The 24,395-nt window shown below is 60.1% G+C and carries 22 protein-coding genes; 16 read left to right on the forward strand and 6 right to left on the reverse strand.

Features of this window, described 5'->3' with window-relative positions:
- The first annotated feature begins 4 nt into the window (after positions 1-4).
- The 3 genes from AB4N44_RS17490 to AB4N44_RS17500 are packed head-to-tail and all read left to right on the forward strand — an operon-like array spanning position 5 to position 3,655.
- Positions 5-1,099, forward strand: coding sequence for a DUF3419 family protein (locus AB4N44_RS17490; protein ID WP_127925286.1), 1,095 nt, complete (start codon positions 5-7; stop codon positions 1,097-1,099).
- Positions 1,096-2,364 (forward strand): aminotransferase class I/II-fold pyridoxal phosphate-dependent enzyme, encoded by a 1,269-nt coding sequence (locus AB4N44_RS17495; RefSeq protein WP_460108271.1) that lies wholly within the window; start codon positions 1,096-1,098, stop codon positions 2,362-2,364. The genes AB4N44_RS17490 and AB4N44_RS17495 overlap by 4 nt, the downstream gene beginning before the upstream one ends.
- Positions 2,354-3,655 (forward strand): phenylacetate--CoA ligase family protein, encoded by a 1,302-nt coding sequence (locus tag AB4N44_RS17500; RefSeq protein WP_224790078.1) that lies wholly within the window; start codon positions 2,354-2,356, stop codon positions 3,653-3,655. The genes AB4N44_RS17495 and AB4N44_RS17500 overlap by 11 nt, the downstream gene beginning before the upstream one ends.
- Before the next feature lie 55 nt (positions 3,656-3,710).
- Here AB4N44_RS17500 and AB4N44_RS17505 read toward each other — a convergent pair whose 3' ends face one another.
- Entirely contained in the window at positions 3,711-4,688 is a 978-nt protein-coding gene (locus AB4N44_RS17505; RefSeq protein ID WP_127925288.1) for an NADPH:quinone reductase, read from the reverse strand.
- 149 nt (positions 4,689-4,837) lie between these two features.
- On the opposite strand from AB4N44_RS17505, the gene hemF reads away from it, so the two are divergent.
- Positions 4,838-5,752 (forward strand): oxygen-dependent coproporphyrinogen oxidase, encoded by a 915-nt coding sequence (hemF, locus tag AB4N44_RS17510; protein WP_127925289.1) that lies wholly within the window; start codon positions 4,838-4,840, stop codon positions 5,750-5,752.
- Between the two features lie 9 nt (positions 5,753-5,761).
- On the forward strand, positions 5,762-6,583 hold the full coding sequence (gene aroE / locus AB4N44_RS17515) for a shikimate dehydrogenase (protein WP_455805985.1): 822 nt from the start codon (positions 5,762-5,764) through the stop codon (positions 6,581-6,583).
- A 90-nt stretch (positions 6,584-6,673) separates the two neighbouring features.
- Here aroE and AB4N44_RS17520 read toward each other — a convergent pair whose 3' ends face one another.
- The 3 genes from AB4N44_RS17520 to betC all read right to left on the reverse strand — a co-directional run bounded on the left by AB4N44_RS17520 (position 6,674) and on the right by betC (position 10,950).
- Positions 6,674-8,242 carry a SulP family inorganic anion transporter gene (locus AB4N44_RS17520; RefSeq protein ID WP_460108268.1) on the reverse strand — a complete coding sequence of 523 codons (1,569 nt, stop codon included), beginning with the start codon at positions 8,240-8,242 and terminating at the stop codon, positions 6,674-6,676.
- Positions 8,243-8,498: 256 nt separating this feature from the next.
- On the reverse strand, positions 8,499-9,419 hold the full coding sequence (choX, locus tag AB4N44_RS17525) for a choline ABC transporter substrate-binding protein (protein WP_460108265.1): 921 nt from the start codon (positions 9,417-9,419) through the stop codon (positions 8,499-8,501).
- A 16-nt stretch (positions 9,420-9,435) separates the two neighbouring features.
- Entirely contained in the window at positions 9,436-10,950 is a 1,515-nt protein-coding gene (gene betC, locus AB4N44_RS17530) for a choline-sulfatase (RefSeq protein WP_127925293.1), read from the reverse strand.
- A 114-nt stretch (positions 10,951-11,064) separates the two neighbouring features.
- On the opposite strand from betC, the gene AB4N44_RS17535 reads away from it, so the two are divergent.
- Positions 11,065-12,015 carry a choline sulfate utilization transcriptional regulator gene (locus tag AB4N44_RS17535; RefSeq protein ID WP_150749935.1) on the forward strand — a complete coding sequence of 317 codons (951 nt, stop codon included), beginning with the start codon at positions 11,065-11,067 and terminating at the stop codon, positions 12,013-12,015.
- A 4-nt stretch (positions 12,016-12,019) separates the two neighbouring features.
- Here AB4N44_RS17535 and AB4N44_RS17540 read toward each other — a convergent pair whose 3' ends face one another.
- Positions 12,020-12,682: an NAD(P)-dependent oxidoreductase gene (locus AB4N44_RS17540; protein WP_127925294.1), complete on the reverse strand. Its 663-nt coding sequence runs from the start codon at positions 12,680-12,682 to the stop codon at positions 12,020-12,022.
- A gap of 83 nt (positions 12,683-12,765) precedes the next feature.
- Here AB4N44_RS17540 and AB4N44_RS17545 point away from each other — a divergent pair, with 83 nt between their 5' ends.
- Positions 12,766-13,092, forward strand: coding sequence for a DOPA 4,5-dioxygenase family protein (locus AB4N44_RS17545; protein ID WP_150749936.1), 327 nt, complete (start codon positions 12,766-12,768; stop codon positions 13,090-13,092).
- A gap of 15 nt (positions 13,093-13,107) precedes the next feature.
- Here AB4N44_RS17545 and AB4N44_RS17550 read toward each other — a convergent pair whose 3' ends face one another.
- Positions 13,108-13,509, reverse strand: a complete 402-nt coding sequence (locus AB4N44_RS17550; RefSeq protein WP_127925296.1) for a GFA family protein — start codon at positions 13,507-13,509, stop codon at positions 13,108-13,110.
- Between the two features lie 323 nt (positions 13,510-13,832).
- On the opposite strand from AB4N44_RS17550, the gene AB4N44_RS17555 reads away from it, so the two are divergent.
- The 9 genes from AB4N44_RS17555 (at position 13,833) to AB4N44_RS17595 (ending at position 24,315) form a co-directional block, all read left to right on the forward strand.
- Positions 13,833-15,140 carry a CitMHS family transporter gene (locus AB4N44_RS17555; RefSeq protein ID WP_007911819.1) on the forward strand — a complete coding sequence of 436 codons (1,308 nt, stop codon included), beginning with the start codon at positions 13,833-13,835 and terminating at the stop codon, positions 15,138-15,140.
- An 85-nt stretch (positions 15,141-15,225) separates the two neighbouring features.
- Positions 15,226-15,993 carry a TerC family protein gene (locus tag AB4N44_RS17560; RefSeq protein WP_095119663.1) on the forward strand — a complete coding sequence of 256 codons (768 nt, stop codon included), beginning with the start codon at positions 15,226-15,228 and terminating at the stop codon, positions 15,991-15,993.
- A 304-nt stretch (positions 15,994-16,297) separates the two neighbouring features.
- Positions 16,298-17,956: a Na/Pi cotransporter family protein gene (locus tag AB4N44_RS17565; protein ID WP_150749937.1), complete on the forward strand. Its 1,659-nt coding sequence runs from the start codon at positions 16,298-16,300 to the stop codon at positions 17,954-17,956.
- Between the two features lie 181 nt (positions 17,957-18,137).
- On the forward strand, positions 18,138-19,529 hold the full coding sequence (locus AB4N44_RS17570; protein ID WP_150776548.1) for a M16 family metallopeptidase: 1,392 nt from the start codon (positions 18,138-18,140) through the stop codon (positions 19,527-19,529).
- 191 nt (positions 19,530-19,720) lie between these two features.
- Positions 19,721-20,749: a DUF5924 family protein gene (locus tag AB4N44_RS17575; protein WP_127925300.1), complete on the forward strand. Its 1,029-nt coding sequence runs from the start codon at positions 19,721-19,723 to the stop codon at positions 20,747-20,749.
- Positions 20,750-20,803: 54 nt separating this feature from the next.
- Positions 20,804-21,952 carry an ABC transporter permease gene (locus AB4N44_RS17580; RefSeq protein ID WP_127925301.1) on the forward strand — a complete coding sequence of 383 codons (1,149 nt, stop codon included), beginning with the start codon at positions 20,804-20,806 and terminating at the stop codon, positions 21,950-21,952.
- A complete protein-coding gene (locus tag AB4N44_RS17585) occupies positions 21,949-22,752 on the forward strand; it encodes an ABC transporter ATP-binding protein (RefSeq protein ID WP_460108259.1) in 804 nt (267 codons plus the stop codon). Before AB4N44_RS17580 ends, AB4N44_RS17585 begins: the two co-directional genes overlap by 4 nt.
- Position 22,753: 1 nt before the next feature.
- Positions 22,754-23,692, forward strand: coding sequence for an MlaD family protein (locus AB4N44_RS17590; RefSeq protein WP_460108257.1), 939 nt, complete (start codon positions 22,754-22,756; stop codon positions 23,690-23,692).
- Positions 23,689-24,315 (forward strand): ABC-type transport auxiliary lipoprotein family protein, encoded by a 627-nt coding sequence (locus AB4N44_RS17595; protein ID WP_460108255.1) that lies wholly within the window; start codon positions 23,689-23,691, stop codon positions 24,313-24,315. The genes AB4N44_RS17590 and AB4N44_RS17595 overlap by 4 nt, the downstream gene beginning before the upstream one ends.
- Positions 24,316-24,395: the final 80 nt, after the last annotated feature.

Consider the following 24,395-nt stretch of genomic DNA (forward strand, 5'->3'; position numbering starts at 1 on the left):
CAGGATGGCTGATTATTTCGAACGGCTGAACTACGCGTTGGGGGATGAAGACACGGCGCTCGAGTACGCCATTCTGCCCGAGGATGCCAGGCACGTGTTGGGTGTTGCCGGCTGCGGCGGTCGGCTTCTACCGTTGCTGGCCCGCCACCCGGCCCGCATGACTTGCGCTGATATCAGTGGGCCGCAGCTGGCCTTTACCCGCTTGCGTTTAGCTTTGCTTGAGCAGACCGATCGCCAGTCGTTCATGGATTTCATGGGCTACCGGCCAGAAACGTCGGTGACACGGCGCAAATCCATATTTCGCCTTCTGGATCTGCCTCCGCTTGATCGCCGCTGGCTGGCGGACTTGCTTCATTCCCGTCATTGGCAGGCACCGATTTACCAAGGGGCCTTCGAGCAGACTCTGCAGCGGTTGGCGAAGGTCAATGGATTGTTCACCGGCAAGGCGGGGCGAGCGATTTTCCAGTTTCGTGATCTGGGAGAGCAATCGGCTTATTACCAAAGCCGGTTTCCCCTCAAGCGCTGGAAGGCTGTGATCGCCTTGTTGGGCAACGCAGCGGTGCTCAATTCGCTGTTGTACAAAGGGGCGTTTCCCCGCAACAACCTGGGTATCAGTTCCCGCGAGGTGTATCTGGATATCTTCCATACCTTGTTTACCACCCAGGTCGTGCGCGAAAGCTTTTTCCTGCAGATGCTGTTTTTCGGTGAGCTGCGCTATCCGCAGGGCTTTCCACTGGAGTGCGATCCGCAGGTTTTTCAACAGGCACACAAGGCGCTGCAGCAATGCCAGCTGACCGTGGTGCAGGGCGATATTTTCGACTGTGCTTCCAGGTGCAGGGATGTCGACTTTGTCTCGTTTTCCGACGTGCCTTCATTCCTGCCGGCGGAGGTTGGCATCGATGTTCTGCAGCGGCTCCGACCCGCTCTGGGCGAGGACGCACTGACGGTTATTCGTGGCCATTTGCATGTGATCAGGCCCGATTGCGAAGGCTTCTGCGACGTTACCGCGCAGTTTCAGGACGCGATCGCACGAGAAAAAACTCAACTCTGGCGAGTACAGGTCTACCGCCAGACATCATCTGTGCAGGTATCTCGATGAATACACCTCATCCGACCGTCAATTGGGTCAAAAACCGGGTCCGTCAGGCACGTGACGATCAGCAGCAATTGTTCGACGCCGGGCTCAATGGCCTGAACCTGGTGCAGCGCGATGGCAAGGTCATAGAGTTGAGCAGTGGCGAGCAGTTGACCGAATTTCTCTCGTGCTCCTATCTGGGACTCGAGAGCGATCCCCGTCTGGTTCAAGGCGCAGTACAAGCCGTCGAGTCTTTCGGTGTGCAGTTTGCTGCCGCCCGCACCCGAGCGCTGCTACCGCCGATGCGCGAACTCGATGAGCAGTTGAACCACATATTCCAGGGGCATACGGTGACATTCAACTCGGTGGGCAGCGCCCATCTGGGGTGTCTGCCGCTGTTGGGCTCCGGTGAATTGCCGTCGTATCCCTTGCGCCGTGGCCCAGGCTGGATCGTTGACCGCGCGGCCCATGCTTCGATGCAAGTACTGCAAGGCATTCTGTGGCAGTTCGGTCCCGTCCAGCGCTGCGATTGCAGTGATCTTCAGCAAGTCGAGGACGCTTGTTCTGCAGCCGTCGCTGCCGGCAACACACCCATTATGCTGACTGACAGCATCGGTTCGATGCGCGGGCTTTATCCCGTTAACAGGCTGCTGCAACTGGCTGAGCGCTTTGAGGGTTATCTGTATGCGGATGACGCTCACGGCACTTCGATCCATGGCCAGGTCGGTGGCGGTTATGCACTTGATGTCGCTGCTGAGCCGTTGCGTGATCGTTTGATCCTGCTGTCGTCATTGTCCAAAGCCTTCGGTGCTACCGGCGGTGCAATTACGGTGCTGACGTCGGCCGATGCCGAGCTGATTCGGCGCAATGCGTCGACGTATACGTTCGGGGGGCCACTGTCCATGGGCGGTGTCGGTGCGGCAGTCGCCTCGGCAAGCATTCACCTTTCTGCACAGTTGGGGGCGTTGCAGGCGGCGTTATGGAGAAATGTCGAAGCTATAGATGGTCTGCTCGGGCCGGTACTGGGCAACCATCAGATTGCTTCACCCATACGTTTCGTCCGGGTCGGTGCCGAACGAGACGCCATCAGCCTGGCGTTGCACCTGCGTCGGCACGCTATCGCGGTCACCACGGCCTTGTTTCCGGTGGTGGCCAAAGGTGAAGCAATCCTGCGACTGGCCATCAGCGCCAATCACAGCGAGGTTCAGTTGGAGCATCTGGCCAGTGCTGTCAACGAAGGATTCGCTGAGTTGGGCATTCGTCAGGGAGAGCCGCATCATGTGCAGTGACCTGATGCAACGGAGCAGTGCAAAGACCGTTCAGGCTGCAGCCGCCGAGGCCTTCGTGCGTAAATTGGCCTATGCGCGGTCGCTGCCGTGGTTCTGCACGCTATGTCCGCAGATTCAACACATACAGACCGCAGAGGATCTGCATCGGCTGCCAATCCTCGCCGTGGAGGACGATCAGGGCGGGTTGCTGTTTACCCACCTCAGCGAAGCGTCACATCGCGCACCGGGCGGTGGGCTGACCCTGACTTCAGGTGGCAGCACCGGCAATCGCAAGCACATCACCCATTCCTGGGCATTCAACGAAAGCATCGTACCCTTGGGTGCGCGAATGTTTGCTGCGACCGGTGAACTGCCCCGTGTCGTCATCAATTGCCTGACGCCTGGTGAAATGCAGGGAGCCTTTCAATACGCGGCGGCCATCGTCCAGCACATTGGCGCACGCTTGCTGCCTGCAGGCGCGTTGATGGGCATGCAGCGCATAGCCGGGTTGATTCATTCACAAGCAGCCGATGCACTGATCTGCACGCCTTCTTTCGCCGAGGCGCTGTTCAATCATGCCGATGTCGATGGGGTGCAACTGCGCAGTTTGAGATGGCTCTACTACATTGGCGAACCTTGCCGTCAGCCGCTACGCGAGCAACTGGCCCGAGACTGGCCGGCCCTGAGCATTCGATCATTGGGTTATAGCTCGACAGAGACCGGCCCGATCGGTTTCCAGTGCGCGCACCTCGAGCATGGTTTTTACCATTTGCATGCAGACGCCATGTTGCTTGAGGTGGTCGATCCCTTCAGCCTGCAAGCAGTGGTGGACGGTGAAACCGGCGAGTTTCTGCTGACCCCTCTGCTGCCCGATCAGGTGCCTCTGCTACGGTATCGCATTGGCGATCGTGGGCGAGTTTTGGACAGGCAATCCGGTTGTGCCTGTGGCAGCGCTTTGCCAATACTGGAACTGCAGGGTCGAATCGAAGCTTCGATCAAGCTGGGCGGTGCGATCATCACTCAGCGACAGGTCCTGAGTGTGCTCGCAGAAACGTTGCCCGAACTGCACGCTTCGGATGTGCAGGTGCAGATTGATCGACAGGCCGACGGTGCGCACCTGCGGCTGCTTATCGCTAAGGATCGATTACCCGCCGCTGCTGAACGTGTCATCGAACAGGCTTTGCACAACGAGGCGCAAGCGAGCGCATTGCTCAGATTGCCCGGTGTGTTGGGCATGCAGGTACAGCGTCTGCCCCGTGGTGACTTCGCAACCACCCTGGCAGGCAAGACGCCGTTCTTTGTCGAGAGGTGACGTCCCGGGCCAGCCTCGTGAGGCTCGCCCGGGTGCTTTGTTTGATGGCTGCGTTTCAGGGTTGCAGAACGGTGGAGCCGGTAGTGCGCCGCGCCGACAGCTCGGTTTGCGCCTTCGCCGCGTCAGCCAGTGGATATCGCTGGCTGACGTCCACTTTCAATTTGCCGCTGATGATCATTTCGAACAATTCATCGGCCATCCGCTGCAGATTCTCGGCATTGTTGGCATAAGTCGCCAGCGTCGGCCGGGTCACGTATAGCGAGCCTTTGGCGGCCAGAATGCCCAGATTGACCCCGTCCACCGCACCGGAAGCATTGCCGAAGCTCACGACCAGACCGCGCGGCGATACGCTGTCGAGCGAGGTCAGCCAAGTGTCCTTGCCCACGCCGTCGTAGACCACCGGGACTTTTTTACCGCCGGTCAACTCCAGCACGCGTTGTGCAACGTTTTCGTGGCTGTAATCAATGGTTGCCCAAGCGCCATTGGCCTTGGCCAGTTCGGCTTTTTCCTTGGAACTGACGGTGCCGATCAGCTTCACGCCCAACGCCTTGGCCCACTGACAGGCCAGCGACCCGACGCCACCGGCCGCCGCGTGAAACAGAATGGTTTCGCCACCCTTGAGTTCGTAGGTCTGGCGCAACAGGTATTGCACGGTCAGGCCCTTGAGCATGACCCCCGCTGCCGTTTCGAAACTGATTTCTTCCGGCAGGTGCACCAGATTGTCCTGGGGCAGTACATGCAATTCGCTGTAAGCCCCCAATGGGCCGCTGCCGTACGCCACGCGATCACCGACCTTGAAGCGGGTGACGTCGCTGCCCACTGCATCAACGATGCCTGCACCCTCAGCTCCCAGGCCGGATGGCAAGGCGGGTGGCGCATACAGCCCGCTACGGAAATAGGTGTCGATGAAGTTCAGGCCGATCGCCTTGTTGGCCACGCGCACCTGATTCGGGCCGGGCGCGGCGGGTTCGTAGTCAACATACTCGAGCACTTCGGGACCGCCGTGGGCGCGGAACTGGATACGCTTTGCCATCTGCCTGCTCTCCTTGGGTCTTTCGTGAGCCCCCTATCCAACTCTCATGCTTGATCTTCGTCAACTGCGGCGCGCCGTTGTGCGGTGGTATGCTACGCGCCCATTTGCGTCGCCCGTCCGCGGGGCGCCGCCCGATTCAAGGTGAAGCCATGACGACCCGCACCGACGCCGTAAAGGCCTATCTGCTCGACCTGCAAGACCGTATCTGCGCCGCCCTCGAAAGCGAAGACGGCGGCACGCGCTTCGTCGAAGACGCCTGGACCCGGCCCGCTGGCGGCGGCGGTCGCACCCGCGTGATCGAGAACGGCACGCTGATCGAAAAGGGCGGCGTCAACTTTTCCCACGTCTTTGGCAGCGGTCTGCCGCCGTCAGCCAGCGCCCACCGTCCTGAACTGGCCGGTCGCGGTTTTGAAGCCCTCGGCGTGTCGCTGGTGATTCACCCACACAACCCGCATGTGCCGACTTCCCATGCCAATGTGCGCTTTTTCATCGCCGAGAAAGAAGGTGAAGAGCCGGTCTGGTGGTTTGGTGGCGGCTTCGACCTGACCCCGTATTACGGCAACGAAGAGGACTGCATTCATTGGCACCGCGTTGCCGAGCAGGCTTGCGCGCCGTTCGGCCCGGACGTCTACCCGCGTTACAAGGCCTGGTGCGACACCTACTTCCATATCAAGCATCGTCACGAGCCGCGCGGCATTGGCGGTTTGTTCTTCGACGACCTGAACGAGTGGGACTTCGATACCAGCTTCGCCTTCATGCGCGCCATCGGCGATGCCTACATTGATGCGTATCTGCCAATCGTGCAGCGCCGCAAAAACGATGCGTTCACCGCTCAACAGCGTGAGTTCCAGGAATTCCGCCGTGGCCGCTACGTCGAGTTCAACCTGGTTTATGACCGTGGCACGCTGTTCGGCCTGCAATCGGGGGGGCGTACCGAGTCGATCCTGATGTCGCTGCCACCGCAAGTGCGCTGGGGTTACGACTGGAAGGCCGAGCCTGGCAGCGAAGAAGCGCGCCTGACCGAGTACTTCCTGCAAGATCGCGACTGGCTGGCCCAGGACTGAGGATTTCTGATGGATCGTTACGTCGTTTTCGGTAACCCGATCGGTCACAGCAAATCGCCGATGATTCACAAGCTGTTTGCCGAACAGACCGGCCAGCACCTCGACTACAGCACCCTGCTGGCGCCGCTTGATGATTTCGCTGGCTGCGCCACGGCGTTTTTCCAGGAAGGTCGCGGCGCCAACGTTACTGTGCCGTTCAAGGAAGACGCTTACCGTTTGGCCAACAGCTTGACGGCGCGGGCGCAACGGGCCGGCGCGGTGAACACCTTGAGCAAACTGGCCGATGGCTCGCTACTCGGTGACAACACCGACGGCGCCGGGCTGGTGCGTGATCTGACGGTGAATGCCGGCTTCAGCCTGAGCGGCAAACGCATCCTGTTGCTGGGGGCTGGCGGTGCAGTGCGTGGGGCGCTCGAACCGTTGCTGGCCGAAAAACCCGCATCGGTGATCATCGCCAATCGCACGGTGGACAAGGCTGAGTTGCTGGCGGAGTTGTTCTGCGACCTGGGGCCGGTGTCGGCCAGTGGTTTCGACTGGCTGCGCGAGCCGGTGGACGTGATCATCAATGCCACGTCGGCGAGCCTGACCGGCGATGTACCGCCGATTGCGCCGAGCCTGATCGAGCCGGGTAAAACCCTGTGCTACGACATGATGTACGGCAAGGAACCGACGGCGTTCTGCCGCTGGGCCACTGAACAGGGCGCAGCGGTGGCGATGGATGGCTTGGGAATGCTCGCCGAGCAGGCCGCCGAGGCGTTCTTTTTGTGGCGCGGTGTGCGCCCAGACACGGCGCCCGTGCTCACAGAGCTGCGTCGACAACTGGCCCTTTAAAAGCTTCGCGAGCAAGCTCGCTCCCACAGTGGAATGCGATCAAATGTGGGAGCGAGCTTGCTCGCGAATGGCCGCACCGCCGGTCTTTGATCAATCCTCAAACCGGATCGGGCATTTCTCCGGCCCCTCAAGCTTCCTCAACTCCTCCACCACCTGCGGCCGCGCCCGGCGCAAGGTCAGGCTGCGATCCTGGCTCAGCAAGCGCCGCGCCTCCTGATGCAGCATCTCCACCCCTGAATAGTCGATGAAGTTGATCTGCTGCGCCTCGATCACCACCCGCGCGCCGTGCATGCGTTGCAATCTCACCTGCAGATAATGGCTGGCGCCGAAAAAGATCGAGCCGCCGACGCGTAAAACATCGTCCTCACCGTCACGCCAATGTTGCACGCGTGGTTGCGAGGTGCGTTTAAGGTAGAAGAATAGCGACGCCAGCACGCCGGCATAAATCGCCGTCTGCAACTCCAGCAGCAACGTAGCAAGGCAGGTCAGGGCCATGACCACGAACTCGGCGCGACTGACCCGCAGCAATGCGCGGATGCCGCGATGATCGACCAGACCCCAGGCGATCAACAGAATGCTGCCGGCCATTGCCGGGATGGGAATGTGTGAAATCAGCCCGGCGCCGAAAATCGCAAACAACGCCACCCAAATCGCTGAAAACACCCCGGCCAGCGGCGAGCATGCGCCCGCCTCGTAACTGAGGCCCGAGCGGGTAAACGAGCCTGCCGACAATGATCCGGAAAAGAACGCCCCGACAATATTCGATAAACCCTGCGCGCGGACTTCCTGATTGGCATCGAGAAACTGTTGCGACCGCGCCGAAATCGAGCGCGCAATCGACAGGCTGGTGACCAACCCGAGCATGCCCACCGCCACGGCACTTGGCAGCAGGCGCAGAATCAGATCCAGGTCCAGCGGCAACGCACTGAACGGCGGCAAACGCCCGACGAATGCGCTGACCAGATGCACATGGCCGAACATCGCCGGCCACAGCCATACCAGCAGACTGGCCAATGCGAGGGTTATCAACAGCGTCGGCCAGCGCGGTAGCAATTGTTTCAACACCACACCGACGACCACCGTTGCCACACCGAGCACCAGCGAAGGTTTATCCACAGCCCGGAAGTGTTGCAGCAGATCCACCAGACTCGCCAGCGCCGTCGCCTTGGCCGGCAGGTCCAGCCCCAGCAGATTCGGCAATTGCCCAATGGCAATCACCACCGCCGCGCCGAGGGTGAACCCCAGCACCACCGAGTGCGAGACGAAATTCACCAAAGCGCCGAAGCGCAGCAAACCGAGCAGCCACTGGAAAATCCCGGCGAGGAAGGTCAGCAGCAGGATCAGCGTGATGTAGTCCTGCGATGCTGGTACGGCCAAAGGGCTGACACTGGCGTACAGCACGATCGAAATGGCTGCCGTAGGGCCGCAGATCAGATGCCACGATGAGCCCCACAGGCAGGCGATCAATACCGGGATAATTGCGGCATAGAGGCCGTATTCAGGTGGGAGCCCGGCGATCAGCGCGTAGGCAATCGACTGGGGTAACGCGAGAATCGCACCGCTGAGGCCGACGATCAGGTCCCGTCCGACGCTGGCGCGGGTTTGCCGCGGCAGCCAGGTGAGGAAGGGCAAGAGAGAGTGGCGGCTGGGGAAGGCCATGGGTCCTCGCGGTTGGGGTTTTGTTCAAGGTTATCAGGGTGCCAGGGGAAAGGCCCCTCACCCTAGCCCTCTCCCGGAGGGAGAGGGGACTGACCGTGGTGTTTGTCAAAGATTCATCAACCTGCGATTTCACCGTTGAACGCAAGTTTTGAATCCAACAAATATCGGCTCCCTTTCCCCCTCGCCCCCTTGGGGGAGAGGGCTGGGGTGAGGGGGCAAAAATCTCAAGCCGAGCAAAATTCAAAAAAACCCACAATCAAAGCTTCGCTTTCACCGCCGCCAACGCATCCTTCCCGTCAGCCGTCTTCACCCCCGCCAGCCACTTATCCAGCACCGCCGGATTCGCCTTGATCCAGGCCTTCGCCGCCTCGGCATTAGTGACCTTCTTGTTCACCACCTCAGCCATGATGCTGTTCTCCATCTCCTGAGTGAACGACAGATTGCTCAGCAACTTACCCACATTCGGACACGCCTCGGCATACCCTTTACGCGTCAACGTAAACACGCTGCCGGTGTCGCCAAAGTACTTCTCGCCACCCTTCAGGTAATGCATCTTCAACTGCACGTTCATCGGGTGCGGGGTCCAGCCGAGGAAGGTGACGAATTTCTGCTTCTTCACCGCTCGCGATACTTCCGCCAGCATCGCCTGTTCACTGGATTCGATGAGCTTCCACTGACCCATGTCGAAGTCATTCTTCTTGATGATTTCCTGCAACGAGATATTCGCCGGCGCGCCCGAACCGATGCCGTAAATTTTGCGATCGAACTTGTCCGCGTATTTGTTCAGGTCGGCAAAGTTATGCACACCCGCGTCCCACACGTAGTCCGGCACAGCGAGGGTGAACTCGGTGCCGTCGAGGTTCTTCGCCAGTTGCGTGACGTCACCGGTAGCGACGAACTTGTCATAGAAGCCCTGCTGCGCCGGCATCCAGTTGCCGAGAAACACATCCACCTGGCCGTCTTTCAAACCGCCAAAGGTGATCGGCACCGCGAGGGTGTCGACCTTGGCCTTGTAGCCCATGCCGTCCAGCAGAAACCCGGTGATGGCGTTGGTCGCGGCGATGTCGCTCCAGCCCGGGTCGGCCATTTTCACCGTGGCGCAACTCTGCTCGGCGAACGCCGAAGCGCTGCTCAACGCGATCAGGCCGACCGTCACTACTGTGGATAACTTACGCATGGACTTCCCCTTAACATTATTGGTTTTGGCAGGGTTGTGGATAACGTGCTTTGCGTTCCAGATCATCGAGGTCGATGTGGTTGCGCATGTACTGCTGACTGGCATCCACCAGCGGCTGGTGATCCCAGCTCTTCAGCTTGCCGATGGTTAACGCGTCGGCAACAAAACGCCGACGGCGCTGGCTGGCAAGGACTTCCCGGTGAATCGCCGGAATGTCCCACTTGGCCCGGGCTTCGGCGATAAAATCGTCGAACAGCTGGCGATGTTGCGGCGATTGACTGAGTTCTTCCAGTTCGCGCGGATCGTTGCTCACATCGAAGAGTAGGCAGGGGTCGCTTTCACTGTAGATAAATTTGTAGGCACCGCGACGGATCATCATCAGTGGGCTGACGGTGCCTTCGGCCATGTATTCGCCGAACACTTCGTCATGACCGCCCTGCCCTTGCAGATGCGCGACCAGTGAGCGGCCATCCAGCGGCAAGCCGGGCTCCAGCGTGCCGCCGGCCAGTTCAACGAAGGTTGGTAACAGGTCAGCGGTCGATACCGCAGCGCTGACACGCCCGGCAGCGAATTGGCCCGGAGCACTTATCAACAGGGGGACTCGGGCCGCCATTTCATACCAGTGCATTTTGTACCAGAGGCCTTTGTCGCCAAGCATGTCGCCGTGGTCACCGGAAAACACGATGATGGTGTCATCGATCAGACCCGTTTCTGCCAGCGTTTGCAGAAGTTTGCCGACGTTGGCGTCGATATAGCTGCACGCACCGAAGTACGCCCGGCGCGCATCGCGAATCTTATCCACAGGCAACGGTTTATCCCACAGGTCATAAACCTTAAGCAGACGCTGCGAGTGTGGATCGAGTTCGTGTTGATCCGGGGGTGTAGGCAACGGGATATCTGCATCGTCGTACAAATCCCAGAACGCCTTGGGAATTGTGTACGGATCGTGTGGGTGAGTCATCGATACAGTCAGGCAGAACGGCTGATCGCCGTCCTCGCGAATATGATCGAACAGATATTGTTGCGCCTTGAACACCACCTCTTCGTCGAAATCGAGTTGGTTGGTGCGCACACACGGACCGGCCTGCAGCACCGACGACATATTGTGATACCAGCTCGGCCGTACATCCGGCTCATCCCAGTTCACCGCCCAGCCATAGTCGGCCGGGTAGATATCGCTGGTGAGGCGCTCTTCGTAGCCGTGCAACTGATCAGGGCCACAGAAATGCATCTTGCCCGACAGCGCCGTGCGGTAGCCGAGGCGGCGCAAGTAATGGGCATAGGTCGGCACATCGGCAGGGAAATCGGCGGCGTTGTCATAGGCGCCGATCTTGCTCGGCAATTGGCCGCTGACCAGGGTGAAACGCGAGGGCGCGCACAACGGGCTGTTGCAGTAAGCGGCATCGAACACCACGCCATGTTCGGCGAGGCGGGAAAGATTCGGCAGTTTGATCGGCGAAGGGCCGTAGAACGGCAACATTGGCGCGGCCATCTGATCGGCCATGATGAAAAGAATATTCTTGCGCTTCATGTGATCGCGGCATTCCATAGTGAATATTTATGCGACATTGCTGCGATCGAGCATGGAGTCCATGCTGTAGTCGGTAAAGCCCGCGCCGGACAATGACTAGGATAAGCACAGCTTATGTATGATGCCTTGGGAAATCTGTCGCTCGACCTGTTGCGCGCCTTCGAAGCGGCAGCCCGCCACCGCAGCTTTACCGCAGCGGCGGTAGAGCTTGGCACCACGCAACCAGCGATCAGTCAGCAGATCAAACGGCTGGAAGAACAACTCGGCACGCGGCTGTTTGATCGCATTTACCGAGGGATTGAGCTGACCGAAGTCGGTGCGATCCTGTTCGAGCAAGTTACCCTCGGTTTGCAGAATATCGACGCCGGATTGAGCGCGATCAGCGCACAGCAGCAACATGAGGTGCTGCAGGTCGCTACCGATTTTGCCTTCGCCGCTTATTGGTTGATGCCCCGTCTGCATCGTTTTCACGAAGCCAATCCGCAGGTCGACGTCAGCCTGGTGACCAGCGAACGCAACCACAACATGCTGCGCACCGACATCGACGTGGCGATCCTGTTTGGCGACGGGCGTTTCAAACAGGGCGAGAGTCACTGGTTGTTCAGCGAAGAAGTGTTCCCGGTGTGCAGTCCGCAATTGCTCAAGGACCGCGCCCTGCCCCTGCCTGCTCAGGCGTTACTGGACTTTCCATTGCTGCACCTGCGCGGGGAAAACAGCAGCAACTGGTTTGACTGGAGTGGTCTGTTTCGCCAGCTCGGCATCACCACGCCGCCCGCCCCGGGGCAATTGCGCTTCGACAATTACACGCTGTTGATTCAAGCGGCGATTGGCGGCCAGGGCGTGGCGATTGGTTGGCGGCACCTTGTGGATAACTTGCTGAGTCAGGGTTTGCTGTGCCGACCCATTGCCGAAACCACCCTGTCGCGCCTCGGTTATTACGTAGTGCTGCCGCAACGCAAACGTCGGGGTGCGTTGATTCAGCAGTTTGTTGATTGGCTGATGGCGGAACAGGCGAGCAGCGCAAAATCCCTCAATGGACTCGCGTTGCCTTCCATCGCCGTATAGCGGCCTATTCGCTGGCCGCCACGAAATTCACATGCTGCCCCACATGCAAATTCAGCCGCAGTTCATCAGCAATCCCTACCGCCACGCGATTCAAACGCTCCAGCGGTTCGGCCAGACCCGGTTCCAGATTGCCGCCGACCTGACTGAAATGCTCAATCGTCAGCCCGGCCACGCCATGGGGCGCATTGACCAGCGTCCAGTGAAGCGGACTGCTTTGCACGGCTTCACGTATTTCCTCGGCGGCGTGACGTTGCAGGCGATCATCGACATCCGGCTCATCCAGCACGGCAAAGTCGCCCACCAGAAACAGCCGCGACACATTGGCCGCTTGCAGCCCATCGACCAGCGCATCGACGGCCAGCACCTGTTCGACCGGGCCGAGCACGACAGCCCGTTCCACCTGATCGCTACTGAACGGCAACCCCGGCGCATCCAATAAACAGATGACCGCCGAACTACCGGCCACGCTCTGATTGATCCGCTCCGAGTCGAACAAATCGCCGGTTTTGGTGCGCAAACCCGGACGCGGTGCGAGTGCGGTCAAATCGTCGAGGATGGCAATGACTTCGTGCTGACGCCGCAGCAACTCAGCCATCAACGCGCTGCCCAGGCTACTCATGGCACCATAGAGCACCACTTTTACCGCCGGGGTTTCGGCATTTTTGATGGCTGATCCCTTTTCTTATCCCTTGTATGGCGTGTGACATACGGGCAACGCCGAGGGTTCGAACCGATTTGCGAGGGCTTCAGATGCAAGCGATCAAGGGCTACCACGCCCACGTCTATTTCGACGCCAGCACCATTGAACAGGCACGGGCCTTGTGCGAGCAGGCCGCGCAATTGTTTGCGCTGAAAATGGGCCGCGTCCACGAACGTCCGGTCGGGCCGCATCCGGACTGGAGTTGCCAATTGGCCTTCGGCCCTGAGTTGATCGGCGAGGTGCTGCCGTGGCTGGCGCTCAATCGCCAAGGTCTGGTGGTGTTTATGCACCCGGACACTGGGGATGATTTGCTCGACCACACCGAACACGCGATCTGGATGGGTGCGGTCCGGCCGCTGAATCTGTCGGTTTTTTAATCAGGCTCTATAAACCTACAGCGTTTCTTCAGCTTCGCCCGGAAGCTGCTCGTCCAGATGCAGCCAGGGCAATTGGCTGTCCGTCCAGATATGTCGCTCGGCTGGTGCCAGTTGCGGCTGATCCAGCGTGGCGATGGTCACGTCGATGCTCTCGGGGCTGAGCGACGTCACCAACGCCAGTTGCGCACCGCAGTTCGGGCAGAAGAAGCGCGCGCAACTGGCCGACGAGTCGTACCGCGATGGCGCCCCGGCCAGCCACTGGAAATTTGCCGCCGGCACGGTAATCCAGGTCGTGACGATTCCACCGCTGACTCGGCGACAAATCGAACAATGGCAATGGGCGATATCCTGCAACGCCCCGCTGAACTGATAACGAATGTGTCCGCAATGGCAGCCGCCGCTGTGCAATTCGCTCATGGCCAAGGTCCTCCTTCCTGTGTTCATTGACTCTGGTTCGCATCCGACGGCCGGTTGACCGTTCATTCAAAGCTTTCTGCAGCGAAAGGTAGCTGAAAGCTTCCGCGATTAGCATCGCCTCCACTTCCGGCAACAGACCGGTTGGCCAACGCGTGTGATACCTCGCACGAACGGCCCAATTAACAACAACAATGGTGATTCTGATGTCCTCTGTAGCCCGCCTTTTCGCTGTCACTCCGCCCGTACGTCTCGTGCTTCCCGTTCTGCGCTGATCCCGTCCGATCTGCTCATTTAACTAGCCGCGCTACGCCTGGAGTATTCCCATGCTGACTTTCCTTGGCTTCGCCATGGTCATCACGTTCATGTTCCTGATCATGACCAAGCGCCTGTCCGCGCTGATCGCTCTGATCATCATCCCGATCGTCTTCGCCCTGTTCGGCGGTTTTGCACCGAAGATCGGCCCGATGATGCTCGAAGGCATCACCAAGCTCGCGCCGACTGGCGTGATGCTGATGTTCGCGATTCTATATTTCGCCCTGATGATTGACTCCGGCCTGTTTGACCCGGCCGTGCGCAAGATTCTCAAACTGGTCAAGGGTGACCCGCTGAAGGTTTCGGTCGGCACCGCCGTACTGGCGCTCGTCGTTTCCCTCGATGGTGACGGCGCGACCACTTATATGATCTGCGTGGCCGCCATGCTGCCGCTGTACAGCCGCATCGGCATGAGCCCGCGGATCATGGCCGGTCTGATCATCCTCGCCGGTGGCGTGATGAACATGACCCCGTGGGGCGGCCCGACTGCACGTGCGGCGAGTGCGCTGCATGTCGATCCGTCGGACATTTTCGTGCCGATGATTCCGGCCATGGCCGCTGGTGTAGTGGCGATTCTGGTTATCGCTTATTTCTACGGTAAACGTGAACGTGCGCGTCTGGGTGAGCTGCATCTGGTTGGCGATGATATCGATCACAGCGAAATCAGCGTGTCGCAGTTCCCGGATGCCCGCCGTCCGAAACTGATCTGGTTCAACGGCGCCTTGACCTTCGGCCTGATGTGCACCCTGATCGCCGGCCTGCTGCCATTGCCGGTGTTGTTCATGGTCGCGTTCAGTATTGCCATGATCGTCAACTACCCTTGCCTGCAGATGCAGAAGGATCGCGTCGCGGCTCACGCCGGTAGCGTGCTGGCAGTGGTCGGGCTGATCTTTGCGGCGGGTATCTTCACCGGTATCCTGTCCGGCACCGGCATGGTCGATGCGATGTCGAAGAGCCTGTTGGCAGTGATTCCGGACTTTCTCGGCCCGTACCTGGCCGTGATCACGGCGCTGGTGAGCATGCCGTTCACCTTCTTCATGTCCAACGATGCGTTCTACTATGGCGTGTTGCCGGTGTTGGCCGAAGCCGCCAGCCACTATGGGATCACCGCAGTGGAAATGGCCCGTGCCTCGATCGTCGGTCAGCCCGTCCACTTGCTGAGCCCGTTGGTGCCATCGACGTATCTGTTGGTAGCCCTGGCCGGCATTGATTTCGGTGACCACCAGCGTTTCACCCTGAAATGGGCGATCCTGGTTTGTATCTGCATCCTGATTGCTGCACTGCTGTTGGGGACTTTCCCGGTGTTCAGCACTCTATAAGCCCAAGACTCACCGTTTCGGGTCCTGGCTTCGCGGTTTGAAGCCCGGACCTTTTTCGGTTTAACAATCGCTCAAAGGAATACACATGGAATGGCTGACCAACCCCGAAATCTGGGTTGCCTTCTTCACCCTGACCGCCCTGGAAATCGTCCTCGGCATCGATAACATCATCATGATTTCGATCCTGGTCAGCCGCATGCCGAAACACATGCAGCAGCGCACCCGGATCTTCGGTCTTGGCCTGGCCATGATCACGCGCATCCTGTTGCTGCTGTCGATCACCTGGGTCATGCGCCTCACCGCCGACCTGTTCGAAGTGTTCGGTCAGGGCATTTCCGGCCGTGACCTGATTCTGTTCTTCGGTGGTCTGTTCCTGCTGTGGAAGAGCTCGCAAGAGATGTACCACGCGCTGGAAGGCGAAGACGAAAGCGACGACACGCCTGGCGGCAAGGGCGGCAACTTCCTCTACACCATCATCCAGATCGCGATCATCGACATCGTCTTCTCGCTGGATTCGGTGATCACTGCCGTGGGTATGGTGTCCCACGTGCCGGTGATGGTCGCGGCGATTGTCGTGGCCGTGCTGGTGATGATGCTGGCGTCGGGCAAGATCAGCGAGTTCATCGACAAGCACCCGTCGTTGAAGATGCTGGCGCTGTCGTTCCTGCTGGTGGTCGGTACCGTGCTGATTGCCGAGTCGTTCGACGTGCATGTGCCGAAAGGCTACGTCTACTTCGCCATGGCGTTCTCGCTGGCGGTGGAAGCGATCAACATCAAGCTGCGCGGCGCAATGGCCAAGAAGAGACAGCAGCAAGACCCGGTGAAACTGCGCAAGGACATCCCGGGCCAGTAACCCGGTAGTCCAGACGCCACACCCCTTGTAGGAGTGAGCCTGCTCGCGATAGCGGTCTGTCAGTCAACATCAATGTTGAGGCTGATGGCCCTATCGCGAGCAGGCTCACTCCTACATTTTTTTGTGTTGGATTCGGGGTACGCGTGAATCCATTTTCATGACACTTTTGTTTCAATCGACACTTTAGCTGTGCAATGCTGGCGCCCAGACCGTTAGCCAACTACAGCTTAAGTATCAAAAACGTAGAAACCGCGCGGTACCGTCAACTTGCCTCTCTGAGGCACTGCTAATACAGGGGGTCTGCATGCTCACCCTGCTCAATCTGCTTTCCGCCGTCGCCCTGCTGATCTGGGGCACGCACATCGTCCGAACCGGCATCCTGCGGGTGTACGGCACCAACCTGCGCCATGTGATTGGCCAGAACATGTCCAAGCGCTGGCTGGCCTTTGTCGCCGGCATCGTCGTCACCGCCATGGTGCAGAGCAGCAACGCCACCGCCATGCTCGTCACCTCCTTCGTCGGCCAGGGCCTGATGGCGCTGACCCCGGCGCTGGCGACCATGCTCGGCGCCGACGTCGGTACCGCGCTGATGGCGCGGGTGCTGACGTTTGATCTGTCATGGCTGTCGCCGCTGCTGATCTTTCTCGGGGTGATTTTCTTTCTGTCGCGCAAACAGACGCGGCTCGGACAGATGGGCCGGGTGTCCATCGGTCTGGGGCTGATCATTCTCGCGCTGCAATTGATCGTCGAGGCCGCCGCGCCGATCACCCATGCCCAAGGTGTGAAGGTGATTTTCGCCTCGTTGACTGGCGACATCCTGCTCGACGCCTTGGTCGGCGCGCTGTTCGCGATGATTTCCTATTCCAGCCTCGCGGCCGTGCTGCTCACCGCGACGCTGGCCGGTGCTGCGGTCATCAGTCTGCCGGTGGCGATCGGTCTGGTGATCGGCGCCAACATCGGCAGCGGCGTGCTGGCGTTCATGAGTACCAGCATGCAGAACGCCGCCGGCCGGCAAGTGGCGTTGGGCAGTCTGTTGTACAAACTCATTGGCCTGCTGCTGATCATCCCGGTGCTCGACCCGCTGGTGCACTGGATCGACAGTCTTGATTTCAGCCCGCAGGAAATGGTCATTGGCTTCCACTTGCTCTACAACACCGTGCGCTGCCTGATTCTGCTGCCAAGCGTCGGGCCAATGGCGCGCCTGTGTGCGTGGTTGCTGCCGGAGCGGCCGGAGGTCAACGGCACCGCCAAACCCCGTCATCTCGACGCCACCGCACTGGTCACGCCGAGTCTGGCGCTGGCCAACGCCGCGCGGGAAACCCTGCGCATGGGTGATCTGCTGGAGAACATGCTCGACGCCACCCTTGATGTACTGCGCGGCAAGCAGACCGCTGTCACCCAGGAAATACGTCGGCTGACCGATGACATCGAATCCTTGTACAGCGCGATCAAGCTCTACCTGGCGCAGATGCCCCGCGAAGACCTCGGCGAGCAGGACAGTCGACGCTGGGCCGAGATCATCGAACTGTCGATCAACCTGAAACTGGCCAGCGACCTGATCGAACGCATGCTGCGCAAGATCCAGCAGCAGAAGACTTCGCAGCGCCGTTCGTTTTCTGAAGAAGGTCTGGAGGATCTTGCTGGGTTGCAGCAGCAATTGATTGCTAACCTGCGTCTGGGTCTCTCGGTATTCCTCAGCGGTGACCGCGAAAGTGCCCGCCAGCTACTGCGCGAGAAACGCCGCTTTCGCGCACAGGAGCGCCGTCTGGCCCATGCGCATGTCAGCCGTTTGCAACGCAAGATCGTCCAGAGTCTGGAAACCAGTTCGTTGCACCTGGAGTTGATTGCCGACATGAAGCGCTTGAATTCACTGTTTTGCGGCAGTGCGTATGTGGTGCTGGAAACGGCCGACACCGGAGCGCTGGCGGCGGATGATATTGCCGACATTACGCATTCGCCTTGAACGACTGGGGCTGGGTTTAGTCAGTTACATTGATTCAGCCTTAAGACCTTCGCGAGCAGGCTCGCTCCCACAGGGGAATGCGTTTCGAATGTGGGAGCGACGGTGCGACGATTCGACCTGCTCGCGAATGGCGGCCTGAATAGCGACACGGATCTCCAAATCAGCCGTATGGAAGCCTGTTATGCGTTGCCTGTTGTTCGCCTGTCTGTTGCTCGGTTCCCTGCCCGCCTTTGCCCTGGATCGTTTTCAGGTCGAAGGCTATGCGCTGCCCAACGGTTTGCAGTTGCTGCTCAAGCCCGGCACCGAGCGCGGGCATGTGGCGATCCGGCTGGTGGTCGGCGTCGGCCTCGATGATTTCGATTGCGATGACAAGGAGCTGCCGCACCTGCTTGAGCACTTGTTGTTCAGCGGCATCGACGCCACCGGCGAAGGCGGTTTAGAGGAGCGCATGCAGGCACTGGGCGGTGACTGGAACGCCTTCACCAGCAACGCCGACACCACGTTTGTCATCGAGGCCCCGGCGAAAAACCAGCGCAAAGTGCTCGACCTGCTGCTGGCTCTGCTTACGCAAACGCGCATCGACGACAACGCGATCAACGCCGCCAAACGGGTGGTCGAGCGCGAGGACGGTGGCCATTACACCCGGCTACAACGTTTTCTCGATCGTCAGGATCTCGGCCACACCGCGGCCAATCAACTCGCCGTCGAACTGGGCCTGAAATGCCCGCAGCGTGCCGAAGTCGGTCACCTGACTCAGGAGCAGTTGGAAAAGGTGCGCAAGGCCTGGTACGCGCCGAACAACATGACCCTGATCGTCGTCGGCGAACTCGACAAACTGCTGCCGGCTTACCTGGAACGCACCTGGGGGGCACTCGAAGCGGTTGAGCCTAGCGAACACCGTGCACTGCCAGACATCAGCACCAGCGCCGCCCATGAGCGCACCCTCACCCGTGGCTTTATCGGCGACAGCGCCAAGCTGCACTGGCTGGTGCCGGAGCCGGTGATCGATGATCAGTACGACCAGACCTTCGACATTCTCAAGGATTATCTGGACTGGGCGCTGTACCGGCAGATCCGCCTCAATCACGGTTTGTCCTATGGACCTTGGGCCGAGCGCGAAGTGTTTGGCGGTGTCGGCTTCATGAGCCTGAATGCCGATCTGGATCGCGATGATGTCGACGAAGCCATCCAGGTGCTGGAAGACCTCAAGGCCGATCTGCTGAAAAACGGCCTCGACCCGGACACCTTCGCGCGGATCAAACAGGCTTCCATCGCCCATCAAGCCTGGGCGGTGCAAGGCAACAGCGCGATGGCGGATTACTACTGGAGTGCGCTGAGTGATTACGAGGATGGCCGTTTCGCCAACCCGGCGCGCGAGCTGCAAGGGGTGACGCTGGAAGCGGCGAACAAGGCTATGCGTGAGTTGCTGCTGCAACCGGGGTATCTGCGGATCGAGAAGCCATTGATCAGTGATGATCAGGTGTTGTGGTTGAGTGCGGGTGGCTTGGGTCTGGTGTTGTTGATCCTGATCGGTTGGCGTTTGCATCACCGCCGAAAATCCGCCGAACACTAACCCCTGTGGGAGCGAGCCTGCTCGCGAAAGCGGTGGGTCATACAACAAATGTGGTGACTGACCCACCGCATTCGCGAGCAGGCTCGCTCCCACAGGGTGAGTGGTGAATTTACTGACCGGCAGCCTCGCCACAGCGCCCGGCGGGCGCTACTCTGTCGAGGTTTTTTCCTATCCAGTCGTGAACCGCCCAAATGCCAAAAATACAGCTCCTGATCCAGCGCCTTCTCGAACTGATGAAGCGCTATCCCGGGGTCATTGCGCTTGGCGGTTTCATCTCCGGAGTCGGCAGTTTCATCATGGTCGATCGTCAGCAAGGGCTGGCGAGCTGGATCACCGTGATCATGCTGCTCAGCTGGATCTGGCTGATGCTGGAAAACACCCTGACCGGCCTCTTCACCCGCATCTTCAAACGCGAGATTCCCCAGCCGCTGCTGCGTTACGCAACGCAGATGATCCATCAGGAAAGCCTGTTTTTCGTCCTGCCATTCTTCTTCATCACCACGACATGGAACAGCGGCCAGTTGTTCTTCACCGGTCTGCTCAGCGTTGCCGCACTGATCTCCATCGTCGATCCGCTCTACTACAAATGGCTGGCGCCCCGGCGCTGGGCGTTTCTCGCGCTGCACACGCTGACCCTGTTCGCCGCCCTGCTCACTGCGTTGCCGGTGATCATGCACCTGACCACCGCGCAGAGCTTCAAATGGGCGCTGGGCATTGCCGTGCTGTTGTCGTTCCCGAGTCTGGCGTCGATCTTCCCGATCCGTACACTGCGCAACGCGCTGGCGATCCTGTGCATCACCGTCGGTATCGGCGGCGTCGGTTGGGCGCTGCGTTCGTGGGTGCCGCCGGCGACGCTGTGGATGACCGACGTGGCGATCAGCACGCAAATGCAGGATCGCACCCCCGGCGCCAGCCTCGACACGGTCAGCGCCGAACAGATTCGTGGTGATGGCCTCTACGCCTACACCGCGATCAATGCGCCGCGCGGGCTCGATGAGCGGATTTATCACGTCTGGCAATTCAACGGCAAAGAGGTCGACCGTATTGCCCTCGACATCCATGGCGGGCGCAAGGAAGGCTACCGGGCGTGGACGCACAAGCAGAACTTCCCCGGCAATCCGGCGGGCAAGTGGCAGGTGCGGGTGCTGACCGAGGATGGCCAGGTGATCGGCGTGCTGCGTTTCGAAGTCACGGACAGCACAGCGATCAAAGAAAAGTAACCGCGTTCGTGCTATTACGTTAGTTCGCCTAATAGCCGAACAAGCACGGAGCTTATGACCAGCAGCTCGATCAGCGGCAATGCCCAACTGGACACGTCGATCAGCCCTGCCCGCCTGCGGGTCACGGGGGACTGGACGCTTGTCCATTACGCCGAGCTCAAGCACCTGAGCGAAAAGCTCCACGGCCAGTACGACGCCAACACGCCGATTGATCTGAATAGCCTCGGCGCCCTCGACACGGCTGGCGCTTCGTTGCTGGTCGAGCTGCTCGGCTCCGAGCGTCTCGGCAAATCCGCCGAACACCCCGATTGCACGCTCTCCTCCGCCGACCGCGCGCTGCTGCAAACCGTGTATCAATCGATGACTGATTTTTGCGTGCCGATCAAGGAGGCGGAAGTCAGCGTCAGCGTGCAACTGCTGACCCGGATCGGTCGCGCCGTGGAAACGGTCTGGCAAGACACCCTGCAAGTGCTGGGTTTCATCGGCCTGATCCTGGAAACCATCGCCCGTGGCCTGTTCCGGCCCAAACGCTGGCGCATCACGCCGATGATCGCGCACATCGAACAGACCGGCCTCGACGCCGCGCCGATCGTGGCGTTGCTGACCTTTCTGGTGGGTGCGGTGGTGGCGTTTCTCGGGGCTACGGTGCTGGCCAGTTTTGGCGCGACGATTTTTACCGTGGACCTGGTGGGCTTCTCGTTTTTGCGTGAATTCGGCGTGCTGCTCACGGCGATCCTGATGGCCGGGCGCACCGCCAGTGCCTTCACCGCGCAGATCGGCTCGATGAAGGCCAATGAAGAAATCGACGCGATCCGCACCCTCGGCCTCGACCCGATGGAGCTGCTGGTGGTGCCGCGTGTGCTGGCGATGCTGGTGGCGCTGCCGATGCTGACGTTTCTTGCGATGCTCTGCGGGATTATTGGCGGCGGCGTGGTCTGCGCGGTGTCGCTGGATATTTCGCCGGCGATGTTCCTGACACTGTTGCAATCGGACATCGGCATCCAGCATTTTCTGGTGGGGTTGGTGAAAGCGCCGATCTTCGCTTTCCTGATCGCCGCGATTGGCTGCCTGGAAGGCTTCAAGGTCAGCGGCAGTGCCGAGTCGGTCGGCGCACACACCACGTCTGCCGTGGTGCAATCGATTTTCGTGGTGATCGTGCTCGACGCGGTGGCCGCGCTGTTCTTCATGGAGATGGGCTGGTGAGTCGTCTACCCCGCGCGCCCTCGGAGGCGGTGATCGAAGTCCGTGGCCTGTGCAATCGTTTCGGCAGCCAGAGCGTGCACGAGAATCTCGATCTGGATTTGTACAAAGGCGAGATTCTCGCCGTGGTTGGCGGCTCCGGCAGCGGCAAATCGGTGTTGCTGCGCAGCATCGTCGGTTTGCGCCGGCCCAGCGAAGGCATGGTCAAAGTGTTTGGCAAGAACCTGCCGAGCCTGTCCGAGCATGAGCGTTCGCTGGTCGAGCGACGCTTCGGCGTGCTGTTTCAGAAAGGCGCGCTGTTCTCCTCGCTGACGGTCACCGAGAACGTCGCCCTGCCCCTTATCGAACATGCGGGCCTCAGCCGCAACGATGCCGAGCACCTGGCGGCAGTGAAACTGGCGTTGGCCGGATTACCGCTGTCGGCGGCGGACAAATACCCGGCGTCGCTGTCCGGCGGCATGATCAAGCGTGCTGCGCTGGCGCGGGCCTTGGCGCTGGATCCGGATATTCTGTTTCTCGACGAGCCGACTGCCGGCCTTGATCCGATAGGCGCTGCGCAGTTCGATCAACTGATTCTGACCCTGCGCGATGCACTCGGCCTCAGCGTGTTTCTGGTGACTCACGACCTCGACACGCTCTACACCATTACCGACCGCGTGGCGGTGCTGGCGCAGAAAAAGGTCTTGGTCGCGGGGCCGATCGATGTCGTTTCGGAAACCGATGACGCATGGATTCACGAATACTTCCACGGCCCGCGCGGCCGCTCGGCGCTGGGCGCCGCCAAATTGCTCAACGAGGTCTGACATGGAAACCCGAGCCCATCATGTGTTGATCGGCCTGTTCACCGTGATCGTGGTGGCAGGCGCCCTGCTCTTCGGTCTGTTCTTGGCCAAGTCCAGCGTCGACACCGAGTTCAAGGATTACGAGATTGTCTTCAGCGAGGCGGTCAGCGGCCTGTCCAAGGGCAGCCCGGTGCAGTACAGCGGGATCAAGGTCGGCGATGTGATCAATCTGCGCCTTGATCCAAAGGATCCGCGGCGGGTGCTGGCGCGGATTCGTCTGGCCGGTGATACGCCGGTCAAGGAAGACACCCAGGCCAAACTGGCGCTGGCCGGGATCACCGGCACTTCGATCATCCAGCTCAGCGGCGGCACGCCCGAGAGCCCGAAACTGCGTGGGCATGACGGTAATCTGCCGACCATCGTTGCATCGCCCTCGCCTATTTCGCGCTTGCTCAATGACTCCAACGATTTGATGACCGGCATCACCGCGCTGCTGCAGAACGCCAACCAGATGTTTTCCCCGGAGAACGTCGAGCGAGTCAGCAAGACCCTCGCCCATCTGGAGCAGACCACCGGGACGATCAACGATCAGCGCGGTGACATCAAGCAAGCCATGCAGCAACTGGCGACGGTCGGCAAACAGGCCGGCAGCATGCTCGAACAGACCTCGCTGCTGATGCGCAACGCCAACGGCTTGATCAACGATCAGGGCAAGCAGGCACTAGGCAGCGCTGAGCAAGCGATGAAGTCGCTGGAACAAAGCACGACCACCATCAGCACTTTGCTGAGCAAAAACGAAAACTCCCTCGACAACGGCATGCAGGGCCTCAATGGCCTGGCCCCGGCGATCCGCGAACTGCGTGAGACGCTGACCTCGCTGCGCGCCATCTCGCAACGCCTTGAGGCCAATCCCAGCGGCTACCTGCTGGGCCGCGACAAGAACAAGGAATTCACGCCATGAAGCTGACTCGACTCGCCCTCTTCGCTGCCGGTCTTTCCTTGATCAGCGCCTGTTCGATTCTGCCCAAGTCCGAGCCGGCGGATGTCTATCGCCTGCCAACCGCACAGACGCCCGCCTCGGCCAGTTCGGCGTCGGCTCAATCGTGGTCGCTGCGGCTGAACAAGTTGCAGGCCAGTGAGGCTTTGAACCGGCCGACAATTGCGGTGATTCCTCAGGGCGATGTGATCAGCAGCTACAAGGGCTCGCGCTGGAGTGATCCGGCGCCGGTGCTGGTGCGTAATCGCTTGCTCGACGGGTTTGCGCGTGATGGTCGGGTGACGTTGCTGAGTACCGATGACAGCAACTTTGCCGCGGATCTGGAATTGGGCGGGAGCTTGCAGGCGTTTCAGACCGAATACCAAGGCTCACAGGCCAGCGTTGTGGTGCGCGTCGATGCGTTGCTGGTGCGCGGTTATGACCAGCGCATCCTGGCCAGTCGCCGCTTTGAAGAGCGCCAGCCGTTGAGCGATGTGCAGGTGCCAGCGGTGGTCGCCGGGTTTGGTCAGGCCAGTGATCGCCTGACCACCAAGGTCGTCGCGTGGGCCGTCGACCAAGGCCAAAAGCTCGCCCCTCAAAGACCTTAAGCCCCAACACCAATCCCTGTGGGAGCGAGCCTGCTCGCGAAGGCGTCGTGTCAGACACATCAACGTGAATGACAAACCGC

The organism is Pseudomonas sp. S3_C06, from assembly GCF_054667675.1.